The sequence below is a fragment of the Streptomyces sp. R11 genome (genome assembly GCF_041051905.1).
Classification (GTDB): Bacteria; Actinomycetota; Actinomycetes; order Streptomycetales; family Streptomycetaceae; genus Streptomyces.
This window is the reverse complement of sequence record NZ_CP163432.1, coordinates 8,835,094-8,856,851: the sequence shown is the minus strand read 5'-3', so window position 1 is coordinate 8,856,851 and position 21,758 is coordinate 8,835,094. Positions and strand designations below refer to the sequence as shown.

Below are 21,758 nucleotides of genomic sequence, written 5' to 3'. Positions count from 1 at the left end.
TGGGGGCCGCCCCGCCGGCTCACTTCGCCAGCGGGCCGAACTCCTTGCGGGTATCCACCGGCTCACCGAACAGTTGCCACCGCTCGCCCTCGAACCGCATCAGCTGCATCGTCTCGATCGGGAAGGCGTCATCGGGCCCGGTGGAGAGGGTGACGCCGGGCAACAGCATGTCCACCTTGACGTCCTTGAGGTTGCGCACCGCGTCCCGCATCCCCTCCCTGGTCGGACACTTCATCGCGTCCAGAGCCTTGTGCAAGCTGGAGGCGGCGGCCCAGCCGTAGGCGTTGAACTGGTTGGCCGGGTCGGAGTCGGGCGCGTACTTGCGCAGCGCGTCCTGGTACGTCTTCATCTCCGTGTCGTCGGCCCACTGCGGGTCGGCGGGGTCCTTGAAGTAGGTCGCCGAGACCACGCCCTGGACGTTCTTGAAGCCGACGGGCTTGAGCACGGTGGCCGACGAGGACACGTTGTTCACGATGTGCAGCGGGTTCCACTTGGTGTTCTTGGCATCGGCGGCGAGGGCCTGGCTGCCGAACTTCGGCGTGGTGACGTTGAGCAGCACATCCGCCTTGGACCGCGCGAGGCTTGTCATCTGGGCGGAGACGGAGGGGTCGGTGACCTCGTAGCTCTCCTCGGCGACCACCTTGATTCCGCTGCCTGCGAGGGCCGCCTCGAACCCGCCGAGCAGATCCTTGCCGAAGTCGTCGTTCTGGTAGAGGACGGCGACCTTGGCCTTCGGCTTCTCCTCCTTGAGGTACTTGGCGTACACCCGTGCCTCGGCGATGTAGTTGGGCTGCCAGCCGGTGGTCCACGGGTGGTCGTCGTCCGTACCCCAGACGGAGGCACCGGTGGCGACGAAAGGCTGCGGCACCTTCCGCTTGTTGAGGTAGTCCCACACGGCGGCCGTGGACGGGGTGCCCAGGGTCTGGAAGACGGCGAAGACCTTCTCCTGCTCGACGAGTCTGCGGGCTTCCTCGACCGCCTTGGGCGGCTGGTAGCCGTCGTCGCGGACGGTGAACTCCACGGTGCGGCCGTCTATGCCGCCCTTGTCGTTGACGTGCTTGAAGTAGGCGCTCACGCCTTTGCTGATCGTGCCGTATGCGGAGGCCGGTCCCGACAGTGGGTAGATGCCGCCCAGCTTGATGGTCTTGTCGGTGATGCCGGTGGTCTGCTGGCCCTGGCAGGCGCCGTCGGCGGCGGCGTCCTTGTCGTCCTGCCCGCGCTGGCTGCTGCAGGCGGTGGCGAGGAGCAGGGCGGCGGACGCGGCCGCGGCCGCGCGCAGAGTGGTCGTCATGCGCATGTGATTCATTCCTTTTCCATGCGGGGCGGGGCGCCCACGGGTTGGGCATCGACAGGTGCGGGCTCCGCCGGGGTGGGAGGCGCGGAGGGTTCGGCGTCGCACTCCCGGTCGCCGACGACCGGGGTGGTGGTTCGGGTGAGGCGACCGGCGGCGCCCCGGACACGGCCCGCCAGACCGGCGAGTCCCGTCGGCGCCACGAACATCACCGCGATGATCAGCAGGCCGAACACCACGCCGGGCGCCGCCTCGCTGATGTCCTGGGCCACGCTCGGCACGTACATCACGAAGGCCGCGCCCAGCAGCGGTCCGTACAGTGAGGCGAGCCCACCGACCACCAGGCCGGCCAGCAGCGTGATGGACAGCACGAAGCTGAACGAGTCGGGCGAGACGAAGCCGATCACCCAGGTGTAGACGCATCCGGAGACGCCCGCGAACATCGCGCTCCACGCGAAGGCAAGGGTCTTGTGCAGCGACAGCCGTACGCCCATGACCTCCGCGGCGCTCTCGTTGTCCCGCACCGCGAGCAGCGCCCGACCGACCCGTGACCGCAGCAGGTTGCGGGCGAGCAGCAGAGCCACCGCGGTGACGGCGAGGACGACGAAGTACGTCCACTGATCCTCGGCCAGCCCGCTCCACGCGGGTGGTTGCAGCTTGTCCACGGTCAGGCCCATCGAGCCGCCCGTCACCGGTTCGAGCCGCTTGAGCAGCGGTGGCAGGAACACCGCGAAGGCGAGCGTGACCAGGGCCAGGTACAGCCCGCGCAGCCGCAGGGCGGGCACGCCGAAACCGAGGCCGAGGAGGAAGCATCCGACGGCCGCGACCGGCAGCGTGGCCAGGTGGCCGGTGTCGTAGCGGTCGAGCATGACCGCTGCCGTGTAGGCCCCTGCCGCGAAGAACGCACCGTGTCCGAGGGAGATCTGCCCGCCGAATCCGACCAGCAGGTTCAGGCCGGCCAGCGCCACGGCGTACAGCAGCACCATGGTCAGCTGGAAGACCTGGAAGGGGGCGAAGTAGAACGGTGCGCCGACTGCGACGCCCGCGGCGAGCAGCACGGTGAGCGCGGCCCGCAGGCGGCGGGCGCGGTCGGTGCCGAGTGCTGCGGTGATCGTGCTCATGCGCGCTCCACCGCCGCCCGTCCGAAGAGGCCCTGGGGTCGCACCAGCAGCACCGCCAGGATGATCAGCAGGGGTACGCCCACCTTCAGATCGGCACCGATCACGTCCACGTACGCCCCGGCCAGCGTCTCGGCCACGCCCACGACCAGGCCGCCGACGACCGCGCCGACCGGGCTGTCGAAGCCACCGAGGGTGGCCGCGGCGAACGCGTAGATCAGCACTCCGCCCATCATGTTGGGCTCGAGGAACAGCAGCGGGGCGACGAGCACGCCCGACACCGCGCCGACTGTCGCGGCCAGCCCCCAGCCGAGCATCAGCACGCGGCCCACTCGAATGCCCGACAGCCGGGCGGAGGCGGGGTTGCAGGCGACCGCCCGCATCACCAGGCCGATGGAGGTGTGCTGGAACAGCAGGTACAGCAGGCCCATCACGACGGCCACGACCGCGATGATTCCGAGGCTCGACCAGTCCACGCGGACCCCGGCCAGGTCGATCCCGCCGTCGGGGAACGGCTGCGGGAAGTCCTTCACGGTGAACGACCAGATCAGACCGGCCATGGCGTTGACGAAGATGAACAGACCGACCGTGACGATGACCATCGTCAGCTCGGGCGCGTTCTGCACCGGGCGGATGACGATCCGTTCGACCAGCATGCCGCCGGCGAAGGACACCGCCAGGGTCACCGGCAGCGTTAGCCAGAACGACATCCCGGACGCCACGAGTTGCCACGCCACGTACGTGGAGATCATGGCGAGCTCGCCCTGCGCGAAGTTGACGATTCCGGTGAACCGGTGGATCAGTACCAGGGCCAGCGCCAGGCTGGCATAGACGGCACCGGAGCCAACCCCTTCCACCACTTGCTGGAGCAGTTCGGTCACTGCGCTCACCCGCCCTGTCCGGAGCGGACGGAGACCCCGAGGTACACCTCGGCGACCTGCCCGTCCTCGCGGATCTCCCGGGACGGTCCGGACAGCACCAGGCGGCCGGCCTCCAGTACGTGCGCCCGGTGCGCCACATCCAGCGCGAGCTGGGCGTTCTGCTCGACGACGACCACAGTGGTGCGTTCCTCCTCGTTGACGGCACGGACGATCTCGAACAGCTCGCGAGTGACCAGCGGCGCGAGCCCCAACGACGGCTCGTCCAGGAGCAACAGCGAGGGCCGCAGCATCAGCGCCCTGCCGATGGCGAGCATCTGCTGTTCGCCGCCGCTGAGGCTGCCGGCGGTTTGACGGGCCCGCTGGCGCAGTTTGGGGAAGTAGTCGTAGATGCGCTCCGCATCGGCCGCCACGCCTGCGCGCTCGGCACGGCCCCGCTTCCATCGGCCGGTGCGCAAATGGGCGCCGATGCGCAGGTTCTCCTCGACGGTCAGGTCGTTGAAGGTGCCCCGGCCCTCGGGTACGTGCGCCACGCCGAGACGCGCGGTCTGCTCGGGCGAGCGACCCAGCAGCTCCGTACCGTTCAACGTCACCGAGCCGCGTCCGCGGACCATGCCGCACAGGGCCCGCAGAGTGGTTGTCTTGCCCGCGCCATTGGGCCCGAGGACCGCGCACACCTCGCCACGTGCGACGGTGAAGTCGAGCCCCTGGAGCACGCGGGCCTGACCGTATCCGGCATGCAGACCGGTGACCTTCAGGAAGTCCGGCTCCCCGCTCGACTGTCCGGTCTCGGTGCTGTCGTTGGTGGATTCCGTCATGCCGGCACCCCCAGGTACGCCTCGATGACCGCAGGGTCACGCTGGATCCCCTCCGGCGACCCCTCGGCGATCTTGCGCCCGAAGTCGAGACACACGACCTTGTCGCACAGGCCCATCACGAACCCCATGTGGTGTTCGACCACCACGAGCGTCAGGTCGAAGTCCTCGCGCACCGACCGGACCAGATCCGCGAATTGGTCGACCTCGCCGTGGCTGAGCCCGTTGACGGGTTCGTCGAGCAACAGCAGCCGGGGCCGTACCGCGAGGGCCCGGGCGAGCTCGACGCGTTTGAGTGTGCCGAACGGCAGCCCGGAGGCGGGGTGGTCGGCGACATCCGCGAGGCCGAGACGCCGTAGCAAGTCATCTGCCTGGTCACGTAGTTCCCTCTCCTCACGCCGGACGCGGGGCAGCCGGAGCGCCGCGGCCAGGTGTCCCGAATGCCCCCGGCTGTGGGCGCCGACCATGACGTTCTCCCGGACCGTGAGCCGCGGGAACAGACCCAGGTTCTGGAAGGTGCGGGCGATACCGCGCCCGGCCACGGAGTGCGGTGGGAGGGCGAGCAGGTCCTCGTCCTCGAACCGGACCGTCCCCGCATCAGGGGTGCAGCGCCTGGTGAGGCAGTTGAACAAGGTGGTCTTGCCGGCTCCGTTCGGTCCGATGAGCCCCACGGCGGTGCCCGGCTCGACGGTGAACGCGACACCGTCGAGTGCCGTGATCCCGCCGAAGCGCACGCTGATACCGTCGACCGCGAGCATGAGAGACGCCCCTTCCGAGGTACTGGGGGGTGGGCGAGCGTCACAGTAAGTGGGCGCCTTCCGAGCGCACATTGGGTGCGAGCACCCAACTTCGCGGCCACCGGTCTGTGCGCCACGCCCAACGCCCCCGGCATCTCGCCCGCCGAGCCTGTTGACGGGACACGAGGAAGCCAGCGACGATCGGCGCCATGCCTCGCGGACCCGCTCTGGGCGCCCCCGCACTCTCCGAACCCCTCAGCCGGGAGCGGCACCGGATCCTGCACACCGTCCACGACCGGCTCGAGGACGTGGCGAAGACCGCCGTCGCGGTGATGCGCACGGAGATCCCGTCGTACGCGCTGCAGGACGAGCGGTTCTTCGACGACGTTCGGGACCAGGTCCTCACGCACTACCGGATGCAGCTGGCGGCGCTGGCCGGCGACCAGGACATCGCCCCCGAAGACCTGGTCTTCAGCCGCGCGGCAGCCATGCGCAGAGCACGCGCGGGGTTCGCCCTCGAGGACTGGATCAGTGCCTTCCGGGTCGGCCGGCAGGTGTTGTGGGACGAACTGCTGGACTGCGCGGGCACCTCCGCCGAGGCGCAGCAGGCCGCGCTGTCCCTCGTCACACCGCTGATGCGGTACGTCGACTACGCCAGCACTCATGCCGCGCAGGCCTATGTCGAGTACCAGCAGCATGTGGTCGCCGACGCGGACCGGGAGCGCCGGGATCTCCTGGACCAGCTGCTGGCCGGCGCGGCACCGACGCGCGGCCCGCTGCTGGCCGCGGCGCAGGCTTACGGCATCGGACCGCACTCGCCGATGATGGCGGTCGTCGCGGTGTGCGTCGGCGACACCCGCACCGGCGACCCCACCTCGGCCGAACAGGGCTACGCGACCAGCGCGTCCATCGGCGTGGCCGGTCCCTGGGCCGGCCGAACCCTGGTCGTCGTACGCCACGGCGAGGTGGTGGCCGTGCCCGTGGTCCGCACCGGCATGGACGCGGAGGACATCTGCGCCCACTTCGAGGCGGTACAGCAACGGCTCGCGCGAGAGGGAACCATGCTGTCCATGGGCATCAGTACGGTCGCCCAGGGCGCCGGCGAACTGCCGCGCGCCTACGAGGAGGCACGGGCCGCCCTCGACCTCGTGCCGAGCGGGAGCGGGGGCGGGGTGGCGGCACTGCCGCGGCTGTCCCCGTTCGACTACCTGGCGCTGCGCGCCGACGACCTCGCCCGGCAGCTGGTCGATCCCCGCGTGCGTGCGCTGCTGGATGAGGACCGCAGACGTGGCGACACGCTGGCGGCCACCATACGGGCCTTCGCGGAGGCCGACCTCAACCTGCGGCTGGCCGCCGACCGGCTGCGGGTGCACCACAACACGGCGCACTACCGATTGCGCCGGATCGAGGAACGCACCGGGCGCAGTCCGCGTCGGATCGCCGACCTCCTGGAACTGCTGGTCGCCCTCGCCATCCGCGACGGTGCCGGGGAAGGTGGGGATTGCCGGTGAGCGGCATCGTGGAGTCTGCCGGGCCCGAGGCGCTACGTCAGCAGGCCGACGGGCAGAAGGGAATGGACCGGCCGGAGGCAGCCACCGGGCAGCACCGAACGGTCCGCTGTGCGCTTCTTGACGCCGCGCTGGAGGTGTTCACCGAGCGCGGTTACTCTGACGCCGGTCTCGCCGAGATCGCGGCGCGCTCCGGCATCCCGGTGGGCAGTCTCTTCCAGCACTACGGCGGAAAGCGAGGGCTTTACCTCGCCCTCTGGGAGGAGTTCCGGGAGGAGCAGGAGCGCCGGACCGCGGCCACGCTGACCGCCGAGCGGGGCCGTGGTGTGGACGACCCCATCGCCCTGTTCGTGGCGGGAGCGAGGGCGTACCTGGCGGGTGCCTGGGACAACCGGCGGCTCGGCAGACTCATCGCGGAGGACGACGGTCCCGCGGGCTTCGACGCCCTGCGCCGCCAGTGGGACCGCGCGTGGGTGCGGCGCAACGCCCGGCTCCTGGAGGTGGACGAGAAGCGACGTGCCGGCCGGGTTCGGGTGCGAGTGCTCACCACTGTGATCGGCGGTGCGGCACGCGAGCTGGCCGACTGCGGGGACGAGTCGGAGGCCCTGGAGATCGTGGACGAGGTGTGCGGCATCCTGATCCATCTGACGGCACCGCCCGGCTGACACGCCCGGCGCGTGGGGGGCCACAGGACCAGGCCACAGCCCGACGACAACCGACTCCAGAGCACCGGGCACCGGCTGCTGGGCCAGGGCAACTCGGCCACTCGACGCCGAGGTTTCGAGCCTCAGCTCACCGCCCCGGCGTCGATTTCGACGAAGTCCGCGCTAGACGCCGATGCCGGCTCCTTGCCTGAACGGCCGTGCGTCACCCAGCAGTTGCCCCCCGTCGATCACCATGGTCTCGCCGGTGATCCAACTCGCGGCGTCCGAGACGAGGAAGGCGACCGCGGAGGCGATGTCAGCAGGCTCCCCTATGCGGCCCAGCGCCACCGAGGCGGACACCGCCTGCTCGTGCTCCTTCCACAGGGCCTCGGCCAGCTTCGTGCGCACCACACCCGGTGCCACCGCGTTGACGCGGACCTTCGGCGAGAGCTCCAGGGCCAGTTGCCCGGTGAGATGGATCAGTGCGGCCTTCGACGCGTTGTACAACCCGATGTTCGCCTCGGAGGCCATGCCGCCCACCGACGCGGTGTTGACGACCGCCCCGCCGTGCTCGCCCATCCAGGCCCGCGTGGCCAGTCCGGTCCACAGGACGGGCGCCCACAGGTTCACGTCGAAGGTCTTCGCGAACCGACCGTGGTCCTGGTCGATGACCGGCCCGAAGGCCGGGTTGGTCCCCGCGTTGTTGACGAGGATGTCCAGGCTGCCGAAGCGCTCGAGGGTCAGATCCACACAGCGCTGGGCCGCCTCTTCGTCGACCGCGTGCGCTCCGACGCCGACCGCTGTGCCCTTGACCTGGGCAGCGGCGGCGTCCGCCGCCTCCTGGGACCGGGAGGTGAGGACGACGTTTGCGCCGGCCGCGGCGACGGCCTGGGCGATCGCCAGCCCGATACCGCGCGAGGCCCCGGTGACGACGGCGGTGCGACCGGTGAGGTCCAGTCCTGCCATGTCAGTTCACCGCCGCCGTCGCCACGTCGCGGTACTGCCGCAGTTCCTGCTTGGCGATGGCCCGCTTGTGAACCTCGTCGGGACCGTCCGCCAGCCGCAACGTCCGCAGATGCGCGTACATCATCGCCAAGGGGAAGTCGTCGGTCACTCCCGCTCCCCCGTGCACCTGAATCGCGCGGTCCACGATCTTCAACGCGATGTCGGGGGCGGCTACCTTGATGGCCGCGATCTCGGTGCGCGCTTCCTTGTTCCCGACCGTGTCCATGAGATACGCCGCCTTGAGCGTGAGCAGGCGGATCATCTCGATGTCGATACGCGCTTCCGCGATCCAGTCCTGGATGTTGGACCGTTCGGCAACCGGACTGCCGAAGGTCACCCGTGACTGTGCGCGCCGGCACATCAGTTCCAGCGCCCGCTCGGCCGCGCCGATGGCACGCATGCAGTGGTGGATGCGACCGGGCCCGAGCCGGGCCTGGCTGATGGCGAAACCCTCGCCCTCGCCCTTGAGTACGTCCTTGGCCGGCACCCGGACATCCTCGAAGACGATCTCCGCATGGCCCTCGCGATCCGCGTACCCGAACACCGGGAGGTTGCGGACCACAGTGACCCCGGGGGCGTCGATCGGGACGACCATCATCGACTGCTGGCGATGTGGGGCCGCCGTCGGGTCGGTCTTGCCCATCACGATGAGCACCTTGCAGTTCTTGTGCATCGCGTTCGAAGCGAACCACTTGCGGCCGTTGAGCACGTACTCGTCGCCGTCGCGCTCCATCCGCAGCTCGATGTTGGTGGCGTCAGAGCTGGCGACACGCGGCTCGGTCATCGCGAAGGCCGAGGCCATCGTTCCGTCGAGCAGGGGCTTGAGGTACTTCTCCTTGTGCTCGTCGCTGCCGAACAGCGTGAGCACCTCCATGTTGCCGGTGTCGGGCGCGTTGCAGTTGCACGCCTCGGAGGCGATGTGGCTGCGGCCCATGATCTCCGCGAGCGGTGCGTACTCAAGGTTGGTCAGACCGGGGCCCCAGTCCGGGTGCGGGTGGAACAGATTCCACAGTCCACGCCTGCGCGCCTCGGCCTTGAGCTCCTCGAGGATCGGCGGGTGGAAGTGCGGGTCACCCGACGCGCGCATCTGCTCGTGGTACACCGCCTCGGCGGGGTAGACGTGTGCATCCATGAACTCGAGCAGATCCGCCCGGTACTTCTTGGCGCGGTCCGACATCTCAAACAGGGACATCCGAACTCCTGACGGGTAGAGAGGGGAAGTTGGGTGGGCGCTTGTCCAGGTGACTGGCCACGCCTTCGACGACGTCGGGCCCGCGGAAGGCCTGGAGCATGAGGCCTTGCGCCCGGCTCACGGAATCGGCGTAGGTGCCGTCCGCGTCGGCGCTGAGTTGGCTCTTGATGACGGCCATGGATGCCGGGGAGCAGCGCCTCGCCAGATCGGCGGCGTACGCGACAGCGGCGTCCACCACGTCGGCGGTGGGGACCAGGTGGTCGAGGAGTCCGACACGGAATGCCTCCTCGGCATCCACCATGCGACTCGACAGCAAGAGGTCCGCTGCCCGGCTGTGCCCCACCAGCCGGGGCAACAGCCAGGCGATCCCGTACTCGGCGATCAGCCCGCGTTGCGCGAATGCCGTGGTGAACCGGGCCGAGGACGAGCCGAAGCGGATGTCGCAGTAGAGCGCCTCCACCATGCCCAGGCCGGCGGCCACCCCGTTGATCGCTCCGATCAGCGGTTTGCGCAGGGTCCGCGGAATGTCCCGCGGGCGGCGCCGCGCCCTGTCCGCCTCGGAGACCTCGCCGACCGCCTGCAGTTGTTGCAGGTCGGCTCCGGCGCAGAATCCGCGTCCCGCGCCGGTGACCACGACGGCACGTACGTCCGGGTCGTCCTCGGCGGCGTCGAGCAGCGCGAAGTAGCGGTCCTCGAGTTCGTAGGTCCAGGCGTTCAGCTTGGCGGGCCGGTTGAAGGTGAGCACCAGCACCGGCCCTCGGTGTTCGGCGAGGACAAGCTCGTTCGGCGCATCGGTCATGACTGCGCCAGCAGGGCGCTCTGGTACCGGCGCATTCCGCGCAGCCACCGGTCGTAGTCCGAGCCCTTCTGCCGGTACATCTCAAGAACGTCTTCGTGCGGCAGGATGAGGAAGCGTTCGTCCTCGAGGGCGGCCAGGACGGCGTCGGCTACTTCGGCCGGCTCCAGGACGTCACCGGCGGAGGTGACGGCCCGCGTCGCGGCTCGTCCCAGCGCGTCCCCGGAGTCCTCTCCGGAGGACAGCAGCTTGGTGTTCACCCCCATCGGGCACAGACAGCTGACGCGGACCCCGCGATCGCCGTAGGTGACACTCAGCCATTCGGCGAAGGCGACGGCCGCGTGCTTGGTGACGGCGTACGTGGCGGAGCCGATCTGGGTGAGCAGTCCGGCCGCCGAGGCCGTGCTGACGAAGTAGCCCTCACCGCGCTCGAGCCACCTCGGCACCAGCAGCCTTGCCGCACGGATGTGGGCTCGTAGGTTCACGTCGATCGAGTGGTCCCAGTCCTGCTCGCTCGCGTCGAGGCCGGGCGCCCCGGCAATGCCCGCGTTCGCGAAGTAGAGGTCGACCGGGCCGAATGCGCTCTCCGCCAGGTCGACCAACTGCTGGATCTGCTCGGTGTCCGACACGTCCGCGCCGGCGCTGACGGTGCTTCCCGGATGGTCGGCGTTGACTCGCTCCGACACCGCCCGCGCGGCGTCCGCGTCGAGGTCCGCGACGACGACCCGGGCGCCCGCGCGAGCGAGCCGTGCGACCAGCGCACTGCCGATGCCCGCGCCACCACCGGTGACGACGGCGACTCTTCGTGCAACGTTCACAGCGAACCCTCTCGGTGGCTGGGCGTGCGAGGCCGGGACACGGCCCAAAGATCGTGAGCCATGCTCTGCCGAAATGTATAGTTGAATCCGACGTCAAGTTCAATAGCGGAATGCGGGGGACGGGCCGGGCTCGAGTGCCGCGCGAAGAGGAACCATGTGACCGGCCCCGGCAAAGGAGGCGAGAAAAGGAGAAGCACCCGGCGGGTGCCGGGTGCTGTGAGGCAGGTGGTCCAGCCGCCGGATCAGCGCTGGTCGGGGAAGCGGAGAGCGTTCGCCCAGAGCCGGGTGACCGTGGACACGAGCTCCTCGAAGTCCGCCGGCGGGCCCTCTTCTTGCCGTCCGCCGAGCACGAAGGCGTTGTAGGCCATGACGCTGACCATGCCCGACAGCGCACGGGAGGCCATCATCGGATCGACCTCACGGTCTGCGACACCCCGCGCCTGCAGGTCGGCGATGCCGCGGGCATTGCGGCGGATGAACGCATCGGCGCGCCGGCTTCGGAACTCACGGAACTCCGGCTCCACTTGGGCGACCTGCTCGAGCAGACCCATCAGCTTCGCGTTCCGCTTGTATGCCTCGAGATACGCGCGATTGCTCGCCTCGAGTACCGCATAGGGGTCGTCGGTGTCCTGCACCCGGCGCATGCCGGGGTGCATCATGTCCTCCTGCGCCTCCAGGAGGACGGCGGCGAGCACCTCTTCCTTGTTGGCGAAGTAGGTGTAGAAGGATCCCGCCGCGCATTGGGCTTCTTTGGTGATGTCGGTCAGGCGGGTGTCGAGGTAGCCGTCCCGTTCGAACACCGTCCGTGCGGCCTTCACCAATGCGGCCCGTGTCCGAGCTCCGCGCTTCGTCGTGGGGGGCTCGCGAAGGTGCGAGAGGGGCGCCATGGGGGGCGCCTCGTCGCCGTCGATCTCCTCGGGAGCAGTGGTGTCCATCCCGGAAACTGTACTTGAATCCGACACCATGCTCACCATCCGTAACGTGGGGACGCTCAGTGGGGGCCGGCGGCAACGTCGGCGGTCGGCGTGTCACGGGCCAGAGCGCTGCGGTCGATGGACCGCTTCAGAATCTTCCCGGTCGGGCCCTTGGGCAACGCGTCGACGAGCCGGACGATGCGCGGGATCTTGTAGGCGGACAACCGTTCTCGTGCCCAGGCCGACACCTCGGCGGCACCGAGCTCGGAACCGGGCCGGGCTGCGATGAGCGCGGCGACCTCCTCGCCGTAGTGCTCGTCGGGAACGCCGATCACGGCTGCCTCGACGATGTCCGGGTGCTCGTAGAGAACTTCCTCGACCTCACCGGGGTAGACGTTGTAACCGCCGCGGATGATCAGGTCCTTGAGACGGTCGACGATGCGCAGGTCCCCGTCCGTGTCGGTTTCACCGAGGTCGCCGGTCCGGAACCAGCCGTCGGACGAGATGGCCGCGGCGGTGTCCGCGGGGCGGTTCCAGTAGCCGCGCATCACCGTGGGCCCCTTGATGTGCACCTCGCCGACGCCGCCCGGCGGACACTCGTTTCCGTCGTCGTCGCGCACCTGGACCTGCATCCGCGGCACCGCCCTGCCGGTGTACCCCGTCTTGCCGCCGCGGTCGAGGTCGTTGAAGGTACCGAACGCAGTGGTCTCGGTGAGCCCGTACCCTTCGAGGATCGTGCAGCCGAAGCGGGCCTCGAAGGCCCGGGCGATCTCCCCGGGAAGCGACGCGCCCCCGGAGACGGCGACCCGGAGCCCGGCGAAGTCCGCCGGGTTCGCGTCTCCCGCCGCATGCAGCAGCGCGTTCCACATGGTCGGCACGCCGGCCATGATGGTGAGCCGGTCGCGGCGCAGCATGTCCAGCATCGACGCCGGGTCGAAGCGGGCCAGCAACGACATCGAGCCGCCCACGGTCAAGGTCGCCATCATGACCGATGCCTGGCCGAACACATGGAACAGCGGGAGTCCGGTGCCGGTACGGTCGGTGCTCGAGGCACGGCTGCACTCGGCGCCGATCTCCCCGGCGGACAGCAGGTTCCCGACGCTGAGTTGGGCCCCCTTCGGCCGGCCCGTGGTTCCCGACGTGTACAGGATGGCCGCGGTCTCGCCGCGATGCCGGTCGACGACGCCCACAGGAGCGGCGGCGACCGACGCGCCCGGGGACAGCGTCCAAAAGGGCACCGAGAGCGCCGCGGCTGCCTCCGCGACAGCGGGGCCGAGGGCGTGCCATGCGATCGCCGATGAGCATCCGGCGTCGCCGAGAACGTACTCGACCTCAGCCCGGGTGGACATCGTGTTGACCGGCACAACGACACAGCCCGCGGCCTGAATCCCGAGGTAGGCCACCACGAACTCGGGCACCGACGGCGCCGCGAGCAGCACCCGGTCCCCCGGGGAAAGGCCCGCGGCGACCAGGGCGCCCGCGTACCGCATACTCGCGTCACGCAGCCGACGGTAGGTCCACTGATCCGTGGCGCCGCGCAGTGCGATGTTCTCGGGGGTGGCGGCCGCGTGGCGGCACACAGGATCGAAGACGCTGGTCATGGGCGTGCCTTCCAGTGGATCGTCAGGTGGTGATCCCGAAGCGTTCGGCGAGTTGGCGGCGGGTGTCGGCGGTGCTGGTGTGCAGTACGCCCTCGATTCCGATCCGTGCCGCTCCGTCGAGGTTCTGCTGCAGATCGTCGATCATGACCGCCTCCTCGGGGTCGATGCCGAGGCGTTCACACGCGATCGCGTAGATCCGCCGGGAGGGCTTGCGGATCCCGACCTCGGCGGAGATGACGATCACATCGGCGACAGCGGCGAGTTCGACCCCGTCGTAGGTTCCGGTACCGAAGGAATTGGACACGAGCGCAACAGGACGGCCGGCGGCTCGGAGATCACCGAGCAGCGCGAGCATGTCCTGGTCGATCGACATTGCCGCCTGTATGCGGGCCGTGAGCCCCTCGGCCACCACGTCGGCGCCGTGCGCACGGAGCCGTTCGGCGAATCCTCGCTCGAATGCCTCGGCGTCGATACGGCCGCACTCGTGGTCGGCCAGGAGGGTGCGTGATGCCTCGTCCCGGCCGAGGAGGTCGAGCGGCAGACGCGGGTCGCCGCCGAGCGAGGCGCCGAAGTCGGTGAAAGCCTGCAACACACTGGAGGTGACGACCCCACCGAAGTCCACGAGGACAGCGGTTCGGGCCTTGCCCGTCACGGTCGACACCTCAGGCGACCTCGAACAGTCCGGCTGCGCCCATTCCGCCGCCGATGCACATCGAGATCACCACGTACCGGACGCCCCGGCGCTTGCCCTCGATGAGGGCATGCCCCACCAGTCGGGCGCCGGTCATTCCGTACGGATGGCCGACCGAGATGGCGCCGCCATTGACGTTGAACCGCTCCGGGTCGATGTGCAGTTCGTCCCGGCAGTACAACGCCTGGGAAGCGAAGGCCTCATTGAGTTCCCACAGGCCGATGTCGTCAACGGTGAGGTCGTGCTGCTTCAGCAGCTTCGGAATGGCGAACACCGGCCCGATGCCCATCTCGTCCGGCCCGCATCCGGCAACGGTCATACCCCGGTAGACGCCCAGCGGTTCCAGTCCGCGGCGCTCGGCCTCCTTCGACTCCATCAGCACCGACGCCGAGGCCCCGTCCGACAACTGCGAGGAGTTGCCCGCCGTGACGCTGGAATGATCGCTCACCTGACCGTCCGGCAGCACCGGCGCCAACCCGGCCAGGCCCTCGAGCGTCGTCGACGCCCGGTTGCCCTCGTCCCGGGTCAGGGTCACGGCCTCGTCCCGCACCTCCCCGGACTGCTTGTCCAGGACCTTCTTGACGCTGTCGAGCGCGACGATCTCATGGTCGAATCGGCCGGCGTCCTGCGCGGCAGCGGTGCGCTGCTGTGACACGAGCGCGAACTCGTCCTGGCGTTCCCGGCTCACGCCGTAGCGCTCGGCGACGATCTCCGCCGTGTGCAGCATCGACAGGTAGATGTCCGGCGTGTGCTCGACGAGCCAGGGATCCGCCATGCGGTGGGTGTTCATATGGTCGTTCTGGACCAAGGAGATCGACTCGACACCGCCGCCGACAGCGATCTGCATTCCGTCCGCGACTATCTGCTTGGCGGCCGTCGCAATCGCCATCAGACCCGACGAGCACTGCCGGTCGATCGTCATCCCCGAGACGATGTCCGGAAGTCCGGCGCGCAGAGCCGCCTGACGCGCGACATTGAAACCCGAGGACCCCTGCTGGACAGCGCAGCCGAAGACCACATCCTCGACCTCACCTCCGTCGAGCCCGGCGCGCTGCACGGCGTGCGAAAGGGCATGGGCGGCAAGTTCCTGCGCCTGGGTGTCGTTGAACGCACCGCGGTAAGCCTTTCCGATCGGCGTCCGTGCCGTCGAAACGATGACTGCTTCCCTCATGTCGCCTCACTGTTTCCTGTTGGTGCGGTTCTTCCGGGGCCTCGGGGCGAGAACTCCGAACGCCGCAAGCCGGGCTCGATTGCGCATGTCATGGCCGCAGGGGTGACAGGGGTCGGCCTCGCCACTCGTTATAGTTGAATCCGACGTCAGATTCAATCAGTCCGCAGCCTTGACAGCCCGCTTCCTCCCCGGGAGGGTACCGACCAGTCGGTACAGTGAGGTGGATCGTGACTCAGCTGAGCATCTCCACGGGTGCGGGCGTGTTCGACGCGATCGTGGCAGGTCCGCCCGGGGGCCGCCCGGTGCTGCTGCTGCACGGCTTCCCGCAGACGGGGCTGGTGTGGCGACGGCAGATCGAGGCGTTGGCCGCGCACGGCTACCGGGTGGTGGCACCCGACCAGCGCGGGTACTCCCCCGGCGCCCGCCCCCAGCGGCCCGAGGACTATCGCATCAGCCTTCTCGTCGATGACGTGGTCGCGATCAGCGAGGAACTGGGCTGGGCGGCGTTCGACCTGGTCGGTCATGACTGGGGAGGCGCGGTGGCCTGGTGGACCGCGCACGCCCACCCCGGCCGGGTGCGCACCCTGACGGTTGTCTCGACCCCGCACCCCGGCGCTCTGGCCACCACCCTGCGCACCGACCAGGATCAGCGCAACCGCTCCCAGTACATGATCGACTGGCGCGAAACACCCGCGACCGAGGAGCGCATGCTCGCCCACGATGCCCAGGAGCTTCGCGGCTTCTACGCCGGAGGAGTCCCGCAAGAGAGTGCGGACGCCTATGTGCGCCACCTGTCCCAGCCGGGCGCTCTCAGCGCTGCACTGAACTGGTATCGGGCCGGCCGCCCCGACGGCGCGATCGACGTCATCGACCTGCCCACGCTGTACGTCTGGAGCACGGAGGACATCGCGTTCGGCCCGGCAGCCGCGCACGAGACCGAGCGATGGGTCAAGGGGCCGTACCGGTTCGAGACCCTCCAGGGCGCCGGCCACTGGATCCCCGAGGAGGCGCCCGAAACACTGAGCCGCCTGCTGCTGGAACACCTGCGCGCGCACGGCGAGTACTGACCCCGCAGCGAATATCCCGTTCGTCGACTCTCCGCAGAGGTGACCCCATGGAGACTGCGCGGGCGGCCTGGCGCCGCCTCGAACCCGTCCACGCAATGATCTACTTCGTCCCCGAGGGGAGGCGACGGTACGCGGACCTGGGCCTGAGCGTTCGCGCCGGGTACTTCACCTCCAGGAGCGCCGCGTTCGGCCGCGCCTCCGCCGAACTGGTCATCTCGACCTTCTACAACTTCAACCCCGCTGTCGTACGGCAGGCGGTCGACGGGGCCTGGGACGCAACTACGCCACAGCAGGTGTTGGATGCGCGCTACGCAGCGGCGGGCGAAGCCCTGCGACGGGCGGGAATCCACGGGTTGCCCAACTTCGAGGAGGTGCTGGCACTGACCCGCCGGGCCGCCGAAGCGGCATGCGAACACGCGCAGGGCCGCCCGCTGTTCGCCGCGCATGCCGCACTGCCTTGGCCGGAGGAGCCGGTACTGCAGCTGTGGCACGCTCAGACACTGCTCCGGGAGTTCCGCGGAGACGGCCATGTCGCGTGCCTGCTGAGCGAGGGCGTCGGAGGCCTGGAGGCCCTGGTTCTGCACGCCGCGAGCGGTGAGGTTCCCGTCGACTTCCTCAAGGCGAGCCGTGCTTGGCCCGAGGAGGAGTGGGCCGGCGCCCAGGAGCGTCTACGCACGCGAGGTCTCCTCGACGGCGACTGCCTCAGCCCGGAAGGCGTTCTCCTGCGCCGGCACATCGAGGACCGCACCGACCGCCTGGCCCTCCCCGCCTACGCCGTCCTGGGTGACGCCGACTGTGAGCGTCTCGCCGAACTCGCCGGCCCCTTCGGCCGCGCCGTCGTCGAAGCCGGCCTTCTCAGTCTCGGCTGACCGGGCCCTCATCCTTGTCTTTGTCAGGAGCTCGCAGAGGGCTCGAAGGGGCGTTCAGTCGACCTCACCGGTCTCACGAAGGAGGTCGAGGTCCGCCTCCGGAGCCATCAGCGGGCCGGCCGTACGCGTGACCGGGACGCACGCTTCTCCGCCATCCTCCAACAGCTTCTCCAGGTCCTCGACGCGGAGATAGCAGTCACCGTCGACACCCCAGTCACGGCCCCAGGAGTTACGCAGCCGCACAACGGGGATCGTGCCGTTGTGTCCGTTGAGACGTGCCTTGAACGAGACGCCGCGGACGAGGATCGCATGGCCGCCGAAGCCGCCCTCGGACACCTCGAGCAGTCCGTTCGGTGCCGGCCTCATCATCGAGTCGTACCAATTGACACCGATGACGACGGGGCCGAAGTAGCCGAGCGTGCGCAGCACGTCGTCGACACCGAACGCCCAACGGTACTCCTCCATGTATCCACGGGCAACGACCGCCTTGGCCCCCGCCAATACCGACGTACCCTCGTAGTTCTCCCCGGGCCACTCATCGAGCCGCTGCGCTTCCCGGTACACCTTGCGCGCGAACCCGTCGTCCACCCCGGGTACCTGCACGGGGGTGGCGATGAGCTCATGAGACCAGGCGAAGCCGACGCACGCGCCCTCGCGGCCCTGGTCGAGCCAGCGCGGACAGGCCCATCCGGCCGAGCGCAACGGCGCACGCTCGGCAACCAGCGCCCGAATCGGAAAGTTCCTGCTGCGCTCGTCGAACTGCGGCACCCGGTCAAGGCGCGGATCGATGGTCGTGTAGCCGTTCTTCAAAGGCAGGGCACCCATGCCGCTCCTTATGTCGCTGCAATGGTCACCAGTTGACCTGAGCCCGCTCCGAAGCGCACCCGGAGCGTCCGGTCCTTACGCCAAGTGAGGCGGGGCCCGACTGACGAGGACGCGGCATGGGGCGAGCCGAGAAACGCCCCCTGCGCGTCACGCAAGCGGCGGCACCGCCGACGACACCTCGGCCAGGAGGCGCTCCACCTCGGCGCCCCAGCGTGAGGCGATCACCAGGTCGCGTGCCGGGTCCACCCACAGCAGGTGGTTGCCGCCATTGCCGCGGGCACAGCGGCCCGTCCGCGGGGCCCCGGGCCATACCGTGCCGTGGTCGTTGAGCCACCACGACAGGCCGTACTCGGGCTTGACCCGGCAGGGAGTCCACAGCTCCTCGATCCAGCGACGCGACAGGACCTGACGCTCCGCCCATGTCCCGCCGCGCAGACACAGCATGCCGATGCGCGCCAGGTCCAGGGCGCTGATCCACAGGCCCCCACCCCAGTGCGCGCCTCCGGAGACCACCGGCACCTGGGTGCCGTCGATGTCCACCACCGAGTTCTCGTAGCCGTGCCAGGACCAGCCGTCGCAGGCGTCGACCGGCGTCATGACCCGCTCACGCAACACGTCCGGCAGAGGACGGCCGAACAGGGCCGTGAGCGCCAGAGCCGTCAGGTTCACCCGCACGTCGTTGTAGGCCCAGCCCGCGCCGGGCGCACCGCCCGCCGACTCCGTGCCCTCGCGGGTGCTCTGCGCGTCCACCCAGGTCGGCTTGGACCACAGCTCCCCCTCCCACTGGCTGGTCTGGTCCAGCAGGTGGCGCCAGGTGATCGCACGCCCATGGGCCGTGCCGAACTCGGGCAGGTCCACCGACTCCGACACGGGCTCGTCCAGGCGCAACACCCCGTCGTCGAAGGCGACACCCGCCACCAGCGACAGCACGCTCTTCGTGGCGCTGTAGGCCATCTCCGCCCGGGTCGGGTCGCCCCACGAGGCCAGAACCTCGCCGCGTCGCACGATGACACCGCAGGCACCCTGACCGTCGAGGAGCGGGCCGAGGACCTCGCGGTGGGAGGCGTCCGACACCTGGCGGGCGAGATACGCCGCCATGTCGTCGATGCCCGCCACCGGCCGCCCCGCCTGGGCCCGCGCGGCCCGCGCGAGAGCTGCCGCATCCACTCCCTCCCAGGGGTCGCCGGCCCGGTCCCGCTCCTGCAGGACCTCACCGCCGTATCGCGATGTCACCGCGTCCACGCCACACACCTCCGTCGTTCGTCAGCGCACATGTCATCCGCTCGGCCGCCCGCCGATGTCCTCAACGCCTACCATCAACAGATCGCGTCCTGCAGGCCTCTCCTGCACAGGAATTGCAGTCAGGCCGAACCGGACACCTGGATATCTCCGGTGAAGCCGTCCCCGCCCTACGGCTGCCCGCGCCCTACTGGGCCTGCAGTCAACGAAGTTGTCGCGGTACACCCTGCTAGACTTCCCGGCCTCGATCCGCAGCCGTGGGGCCCTGCGGCCATGAGGCACGACGGACGCCGTCCGGTGCCCGGGGCCGGTCCCGGTGCAAGATCTCCGCTGACGCGTTGGAAGGTCTTGCTGTGGACAGGTTCGAGCAGAGTGAGAAGAAGCCGGTCACCGAAGGCATCTGCCTGCTGACCGTCGTCAGCCCGCGCAAGGATGAAGGCAACAGTCCGACCGGGATCGTCGGCCGGTGCCTGGCCCGACAACTGCTTGACTTGGGTCGCCAAGTGCGGGTGATGGCGGAGCCGGACCAGTGTGGTGGCTGGCCTGACACGGTCGACGTCGTGGAAGGATCCATCACCCGTCCGCTGGAGTGCGAGTGGGCCTTCGACGGTGTTGAGGCCGTGTTCCTCGCCGGTGCCCGTCCGTCTACGGTCCAGGACGCCCTCGCCCTGGCGCGAAATGCCCGCGCCGGCAAGGTCGTCGTGTTGTCGTCTCATGGGCCCGAGTACGAAGAGGCCAATCCGCCGGAGACCTGGTTCTGGCTGGCGATCGAGAAAGCGGTGGAGCGCTCGGGCATCGCCTGGACGCACATCCGGCCGTCGGCTGTGATGGGTGCCGTCCTTGAGGGCACCTACCCGGCAACAGGATCGGACTGGTCCGACAGCGTCCGCGCCGACGGGGTGGTCCGGGAGGCTTTCCTCAATCAAGGCCACTACCCCTTCATCCACGAGGCGGACCTCGCCGCCGTCGCGGCCGCAGCGCTGATCAGCGATGACTACACCGGGACGGTGGTCGAGGCCGTGGGCCCACCGTTGAGCACACGTTCACGGATACGGAGCATCGCGACCGCTCTCGGCCGCGAGATCGGCACGGTTGATCTGTCGGCGGATGAGAGTCGGGCGATCTGGCGACGCCGCGGCTGGCCGGACGGTGCGATCGACGTGACGTTGTACGCACTTGAGGAGTACGGCGCGCGCTTCGACGAACTCCTTCAGTGGACGGTCGACCAGCGGCCGTCCGTGCGGGACATCATCGGCCGCCCGATGCGCACTTACGACGACTGGGTGAGCGAGAACATCGACTCATTTCGCTGACCTCAGCTGTGCGGGACGTCCTGGACGTCCTTCACGAAGACGATGCCATCCGTGACCGCCAGGTGGGCAGGGTCGAACGGGGCGTAGCCGAACCAGGGGGATTTGCGGAGCACGGGCCGCGCGTCACCGAGGGCGGAGGCCAGGCGCGGGGCGTCGATGACGTAGCGGTCGTCCGGGAGGGCGTACAGGAGCCCTTCGAGGGTGTCCGGGGGCGGGGTGTCCACTCCCTGGTGTCGGATCGTGCCGAGGGTCGTGGCCACGAAGGCGTACTCCGGGCCGAGTTGGGCGCTCACCAGTGCACCGGCGCTCCACCATTGCACCGGCCCCTCCCACATCTGCATCGTGCTCTTCTCTCGTTGGAGATGGGAGTTGTGGGCGTGGATGAATGCCGGGCCGCGAGTGGCAACGGCGAGGAGGTTGTGGGACATCATCAGATCCCGCTGGGCGCACAGCCGGGCCATGCGGGCCGGTGAGGTGTCGGCCATCCAGTGGTGGTAGCGCAGCAAGCCGGTCGCGGTGCGTCCGTACAGGCGTGCCCGGTCCCAGTCTTCCCGCGAGGTCGCCTTGAGCAGGTGCGGAGTCTGGGCGTCGAGCAGCGCGACCAGATCGTCGGCGAGCAGCCGCAGTTGACCGGCGTCGGCCGACTGTCCCACGGACTGGGCCGGGTCCATCATCGCGGCGGGGTCGGTCCACCGGTCGTCGGCACCGAGCAGGCGGTCCAGCGTTTCCGCGGTGCAGGGGAGCAGATCCGCGTCCACTCGGGCCGCGAGGTAGCCGTGGAGTGCGGTGAGGGCCTGTCGGGGGCTCGCGGCGCCGGTGATCTCCAACGGGCCGTCGAAACCGGCGAAGCGGAGTTGCTCGGACGCGGGCCGGCCGTCGTTGTGGGCGCGCATCCAGCGCACGAGGTCGCGGTTGGCCGCGTGGGCGCCCCAGCCGTGGCTGAACCCGTGCTTCATGACCTCATCGAGAGACCCTCTGCCGGAGGTGACGTAGTCGTCCACGGCCAGGCCCATCATGCAGTCGCTCTCGATCGTGATGGTCCGGTAGTCCTCCTGCTCGACGAGTTGCCGGAACAGCTCGTTGCGCAGTTCGAGCAGTGCGTCCTCCCCGTGGGTGGGCTCGCCCAGGGCGAGCAGCCGGGGCCGGGCGGGCAGCCGTCTCATGACTGCCGCAGCGTCGAAGGCTTCGATGGAATCCTTGAGGTGAGTCGCCATGCCTTCAACGGTATCGTTGAACCTTCGGTTGAAAGTTTCTCGCGATATCGGC

At 69.4% G+C, this 21,758-nt stretch carries 21 protein-coding genes; 5 read left to right on the top strand and 16 right to left on the bottom strand.

Features of this window, described 5'->3' with window-relative positions; translation table 11 throughout:
* Positions 1–19: 19 nt before the first annotated feature.
* The 5 genes from AB5J55_RS40930 to AB5J55_RS40910 are packed head-to-tail and all read right to left on the bottom strand — an operon-like array spanning position 20 to position 4,860.
* Positions 20–1,291: an ABC transporter substrate-binding protein gene (locus AB5J55_RS40930; protein WP_369275497.1), complete on the bottom strand. Its 1,272-nt coding sequence runs from the start codon at positions 1,289–1,291 to the stop codon at positions 20–22.
* A gap of 11 nt (positions 1,292–1,302) precedes the next feature.
* On the bottom strand, positions 1,303–2,412 hold the full coding sequence (locus AB5J55_RS40925) for a branched-chain amino acid ABC transporter permease (protein ID WP_369275496.1): 1,110 nt from the start codon (positions 2,410–2,412) through the stop codon (positions 1,303–1,305).
* Positions 2,409–3,299 (bottom strand): branched-chain amino acid ABC transporter permease, encoded by an 891-nt coding sequence (locus AB5J55_RS40920; RefSeq protein ID WP_369275495.1) that lies wholly within the window; start codon positions 3,297–3,299, stop codon positions 2,409–2,411. The genes AB5J55_RS40925 and AB5J55_RS40920 overlap by 4 nt, the downstream gene beginning before the upstream one ends.
* Positions 3,296–4,105 carry an ABC transporter ATP-binding protein gene (locus AB5J55_RS40915; protein WP_369275494.1) on the bottom strand — a complete coding sequence of 270 codons (810 nt, stop codon included), beginning with the start codon at positions 4,103–4,105 and terminating at the stop codon, positions 3,296–3,298. The genes AB5J55_RS40920 and AB5J55_RS40915 overlap by 4 nt, the downstream gene beginning before the upstream one ends.
* Complete coding sequence (locus AB5J55_RS40910) at positions 4,102–4,860, bottom strand: ABC transporter ATP-binding protein (RefSeq protein ID WP_369275493.1); 759 nt, start codon at positions 4,858–4,860, stop codon at positions 4,102–4,104. Before AB5J55_RS40910 ends, AB5J55_RS40915 begins: the two co-directional genes overlap by 4 nt.
* A 188-nt stretch (positions 4,861–5,048) precedes the next feature.
* On the opposite strand from AB5J55_RS40910, the gene AB5J55_RS40905 reads away from it, so the two are divergent.
* Positions 5,049–6,350, top strand: a complete 1,302-nt coding sequence (locus AB5J55_RS40905; RefSeq protein WP_369275492.1) for a PucR family transcriptional regulator — start codon at positions 5,049–5,051, stop codon at positions 6,348–6,350.
* Positions 6,347–7,012 carry a TetR/AcrR family transcriptional regulator gene (locus tag AB5J55_RS40900; protein WP_369275491.1) on the top strand — a complete coding sequence of 222 codons (666 nt, stop codon included), beginning with the start codon at positions 6,347–6,349 and terminating at the stop codon, positions 7,010–7,012. The genes AB5J55_RS40905 and AB5J55_RS40900 overlap by 4 nt, the downstream gene beginning before the upstream one ends.
* Before the next feature lie 162 nt (positions 7,013–7,174).
* Here AB5J55_RS40900 and AB5J55_RS40895 read toward each other — a convergent pair whose 3' ends face one another.
* The 8 genes from AB5J55_RS40895 to AB5J55_RS40860 all read right to left on the bottom strand — a co-directional run bounded on the left by AB5J55_RS40895 (position 7,175) and on the right by AB5J55_RS40860 (position 15,179).
* Entirely contained in the window at positions 7,175–7,957 is a 783-nt protein-coding gene (locus tag AB5J55_RS40895; RefSeq protein WP_369275490.1) for an SDR family oxidoreductase, read from the bottom strand.
* 1 nt (position 7,958) lies between these two features.
* A complete protein-coding gene (locus AB5J55_RS40890) occupies positions 7,959–9,188 on the bottom strand; it encodes an acyl-CoA dehydrogenase family protein (protein ID WP_369275489.1) in 1,230 nt (409 codons plus the stop codon).
* Positions 9,175–9,987, bottom strand: a complete 813-nt coding sequence (locus tag AB5J55_RS40885; protein WP_369275488.1) for an enoyl-CoA hydratase-related protein — start codon at positions 9,985–9,987, stop codon at positions 9,175–9,177. The genes AB5J55_RS40890 and AB5J55_RS40885 overlap by 14 nt, the downstream gene beginning before the upstream one ends.
* A complete protein-coding gene (locus tag AB5J55_RS40880; RefSeq protein WP_369275487.1) occupies positions 9,984–10,802 on the bottom strand; it encodes an SDR family oxidoreductase in 819 nt (272 codons plus the stop codon). Before AB5J55_RS40880 ends, AB5J55_RS40885 begins: the two co-directional genes overlap by 4 nt.
* A gap of 242 nt (positions 10,803–11,044) precedes the next feature.
* Complete coding sequence (locus AB5J55_RS40875; RefSeq protein ID WP_369275486.1) at positions 11,045–11,737, bottom strand: TetR/AcrR family transcriptional regulator; 693 nt, start codon at positions 11,735–11,737, stop codon at positions 11,045–11,047.
* Between the two features lie 56 nt (positions 11,738–11,793).
* On the bottom strand, positions 11,794–13,317 hold the full coding sequence (locus tag AB5J55_RS40870) for a class I adenylate-forming enzyme family protein (protein ID WP_369275485.1): 1,524 nt from the start codon (positions 13,315–13,317) through the stop codon (positions 11,794–11,796).
* Positions 13,318–13,339: 22 nt separating this feature from the next.
* On the bottom strand, positions 13,340–13,969 hold the full coding sequence (locus tag AB5J55_RS40865) for an HAD family hydrolase (protein ID WP_369275484.1): 630 nt from the start codon (positions 13,967–13,969) through the stop codon (positions 13,340–13,342).
* Between the two features lie 10 nt (positions 13,970–13,979).
* The gene (locus tag AB5J55_RS40860) at positions 13,980–15,179 is read right to left on the bottom strand and encodes an acetyl-CoA C-acyltransferase (RefSeq protein WP_369275483.1); all 1,200 of its coding nucleotides are present in this window, start codon (positions 15,177–15,179) and stop codon (positions 13,980–13,982) included.
* 227 nt (positions 15,180–15,406) lie between these two features.
* On the opposite strand from AB5J55_RS40860, the gene AB5J55_RS40855 reads away from it, so the two are divergent.
* Positions 15,407–16,246 (top strand): alpha/beta fold hydrolase, encoded by an 840-nt coding sequence (locus AB5J55_RS40855; RefSeq protein ID WP_369275482.1) that lies wholly within the window; start codon positions 15,407–15,409, stop codon positions 16,244–16,246.
* A 47-nt stretch (positions 16,247–16,293) separates the two neighbouring features.
* Complete coding sequence (locus AB5J55_RS40850) at positions 16,294–17,115, top strand: hypothetical protein (protein WP_369275481.1); 822 nt, start codon at positions 16,294–16,296, stop codon at positions 17,113–17,115.
* Positions 17,116–17,169: 54 nt separating this feature from the next.
* Here the strand turns inward: AB5J55_RS40850 and AB5J55_RS40845 are convergent, their stop codons facing one another.
* Both AB5J55_RS40845 and AB5J55_RS40840 read right to left on the bottom strand, forming a co-directional pair.
* Positions 17,170–17,940 (bottom strand): hypothetical protein, encoded by a 771-nt coding sequence (locus AB5J55_RS40845; RefSeq protein ID WP_369275480.1) that lies wholly within the window; start codon positions 17,938–17,940, stop codon positions 17,170–17,172.
* Between the two features lie 147 nt (positions 17,941–18,087).
* Entirely contained in the window at positions 18,088–19,182 is a 1,095-nt protein-coding gene (locus tag AB5J55_RS40840) for a serine hydrolase domain-containing protein (RefSeq protein WP_369275479.1), read from the bottom strand.
* A gap of 350 nt (positions 19,183–19,532) precedes the next feature.
* Between AB5J55_RS40840 and AB5J55_RS40835 the strand changes: the two genes are divergently transcribed.
* Positions 19,533–20,492, top strand: a complete 960-nt coding sequence (locus AB5J55_RS40835) for an SDR family oxidoreductase (RefSeq protein ID WP_369275478.1) — start codon at positions 19,533–19,535, stop codon at positions 20,490–20,492.
* Between the two features lie 2 nt (positions 20,493–20,494).
* On the opposite strand, the gene AB5J55_RS40830 is transcribed toward AB5J55_RS40835, so the two are convergent.
* Positions 20,495–21,706, bottom strand: a complete 1,212-nt coding sequence (locus tag AB5J55_RS40830; protein ID WP_369275477.1) for an erythromycin esterase family protein — start codon at positions 21,704–21,706, stop codon at positions 20,495–20,497.
* Positions 21,707–21,758 lie beyond the last annotated feature (52 nt).

Excerpts from the sequence above, each read along its gene's own strand:
- AB5J55_RS40930 (WP_369275497.1), bottom strand. The coding sequence starts at position 1,291 with ATGACGACCACTCTGCGCGCGGCCGCGGCCGCGTCCGCCGCCCTGCTC.
- AB5J55_RS40925 (WP_369275496.1), bottom strand. The coding sequence starts at position 2,412 with ATGAGCACGATCACCGCAGCACTCGGCACCGACCGCGCCCGCCGCCTG.
- AB5J55_RS40915 (WP_369275494.1), bottom strand. The coding sequence starts at position 4,105 with ATGACGGAATCCACCAACGACAGCACCGAGACCGGACAGTCGAGCGGG.
- AB5J55_RS40910 (WP_369275493.1), bottom strand. The coding sequence starts at position 4,860 with ATGCTCGCGGTCGACGGTATCAGCGTGCGCTTCGGCGGGATCACGGCA.
- AB5J55_RS40905 (WP_369275492.1), top strand. The coding sequence starts at position 5,049 with ATGCCTCGCGGACCCGCTCTGGGCGCCCCCGCACTCTCCGAACCCCTC.
- AB5J55_RS40895 (WP_369275490.1), bottom strand. The coding sequence starts at position 7,957 with ATGGCAGGACTGGACCTCACCGGTCGCACCGCCGTCGTCACCGGGGCC.
- AB5J55_RS40890 (WP_369275489.1), bottom strand. The coding sequence starts at position 9,188 with ATGTCCCTGTTTGAGATGTCGGACCGCGCCAAGAAGTACCGGGCGGAT.
- AB5J55_RS40885 (WP_369275488.1), bottom strand. The coding sequence starts at position 9,987 with ATGACCGATGCGCCGAACGAGCTTGTCCTCGCCGAACACCGAGGGCCG.
- AB5J55_RS40875 (WP_369275486.1), bottom strand. The coding sequence starts at position 11,737 with ATGGACACCACTGCTCCCGAGGAGATCGACGGCGACGAGGCGCCCCCC.
- AB5J55_RS40870 (WP_369275485.1), bottom strand. The coding sequence starts at position 13,317 with ATGACCAGCGTCTTCGATCCTGTGTGCCGCCACGCGGCCGCCACCCCC.
- AB5J55_RS40860 (WP_369275483.1), bottom strand. The coding sequence starts at position 15,179 with ATGAGGGAAGCAGTCATCGTTTCGACGGCACGGACGCCGATCGGAAAG.
- AB5J55_RS40850 (WP_369275481.1), top strand. The coding sequence starts at position 16,294 with ATGGAGACTGCGCGGGCGGCCTGGCGCCGCCTCGAACCCGTCCACGCA.
- AB5J55_RS40845 (WP_369275480.1), bottom strand. The coding sequence starts at position 17,940 with ATGGGTGCCCTGCCTTTGAAGAACGGCTACACGACCATCGATCCGCGC.
- AB5J55_RS40830 (WP_369275477.1), bottom strand. The coding sequence starts at position 21,706 with ATGGCGACTCACCTCAAGGATTCCATCGAAGCCTTCGACGCTGCGGCA.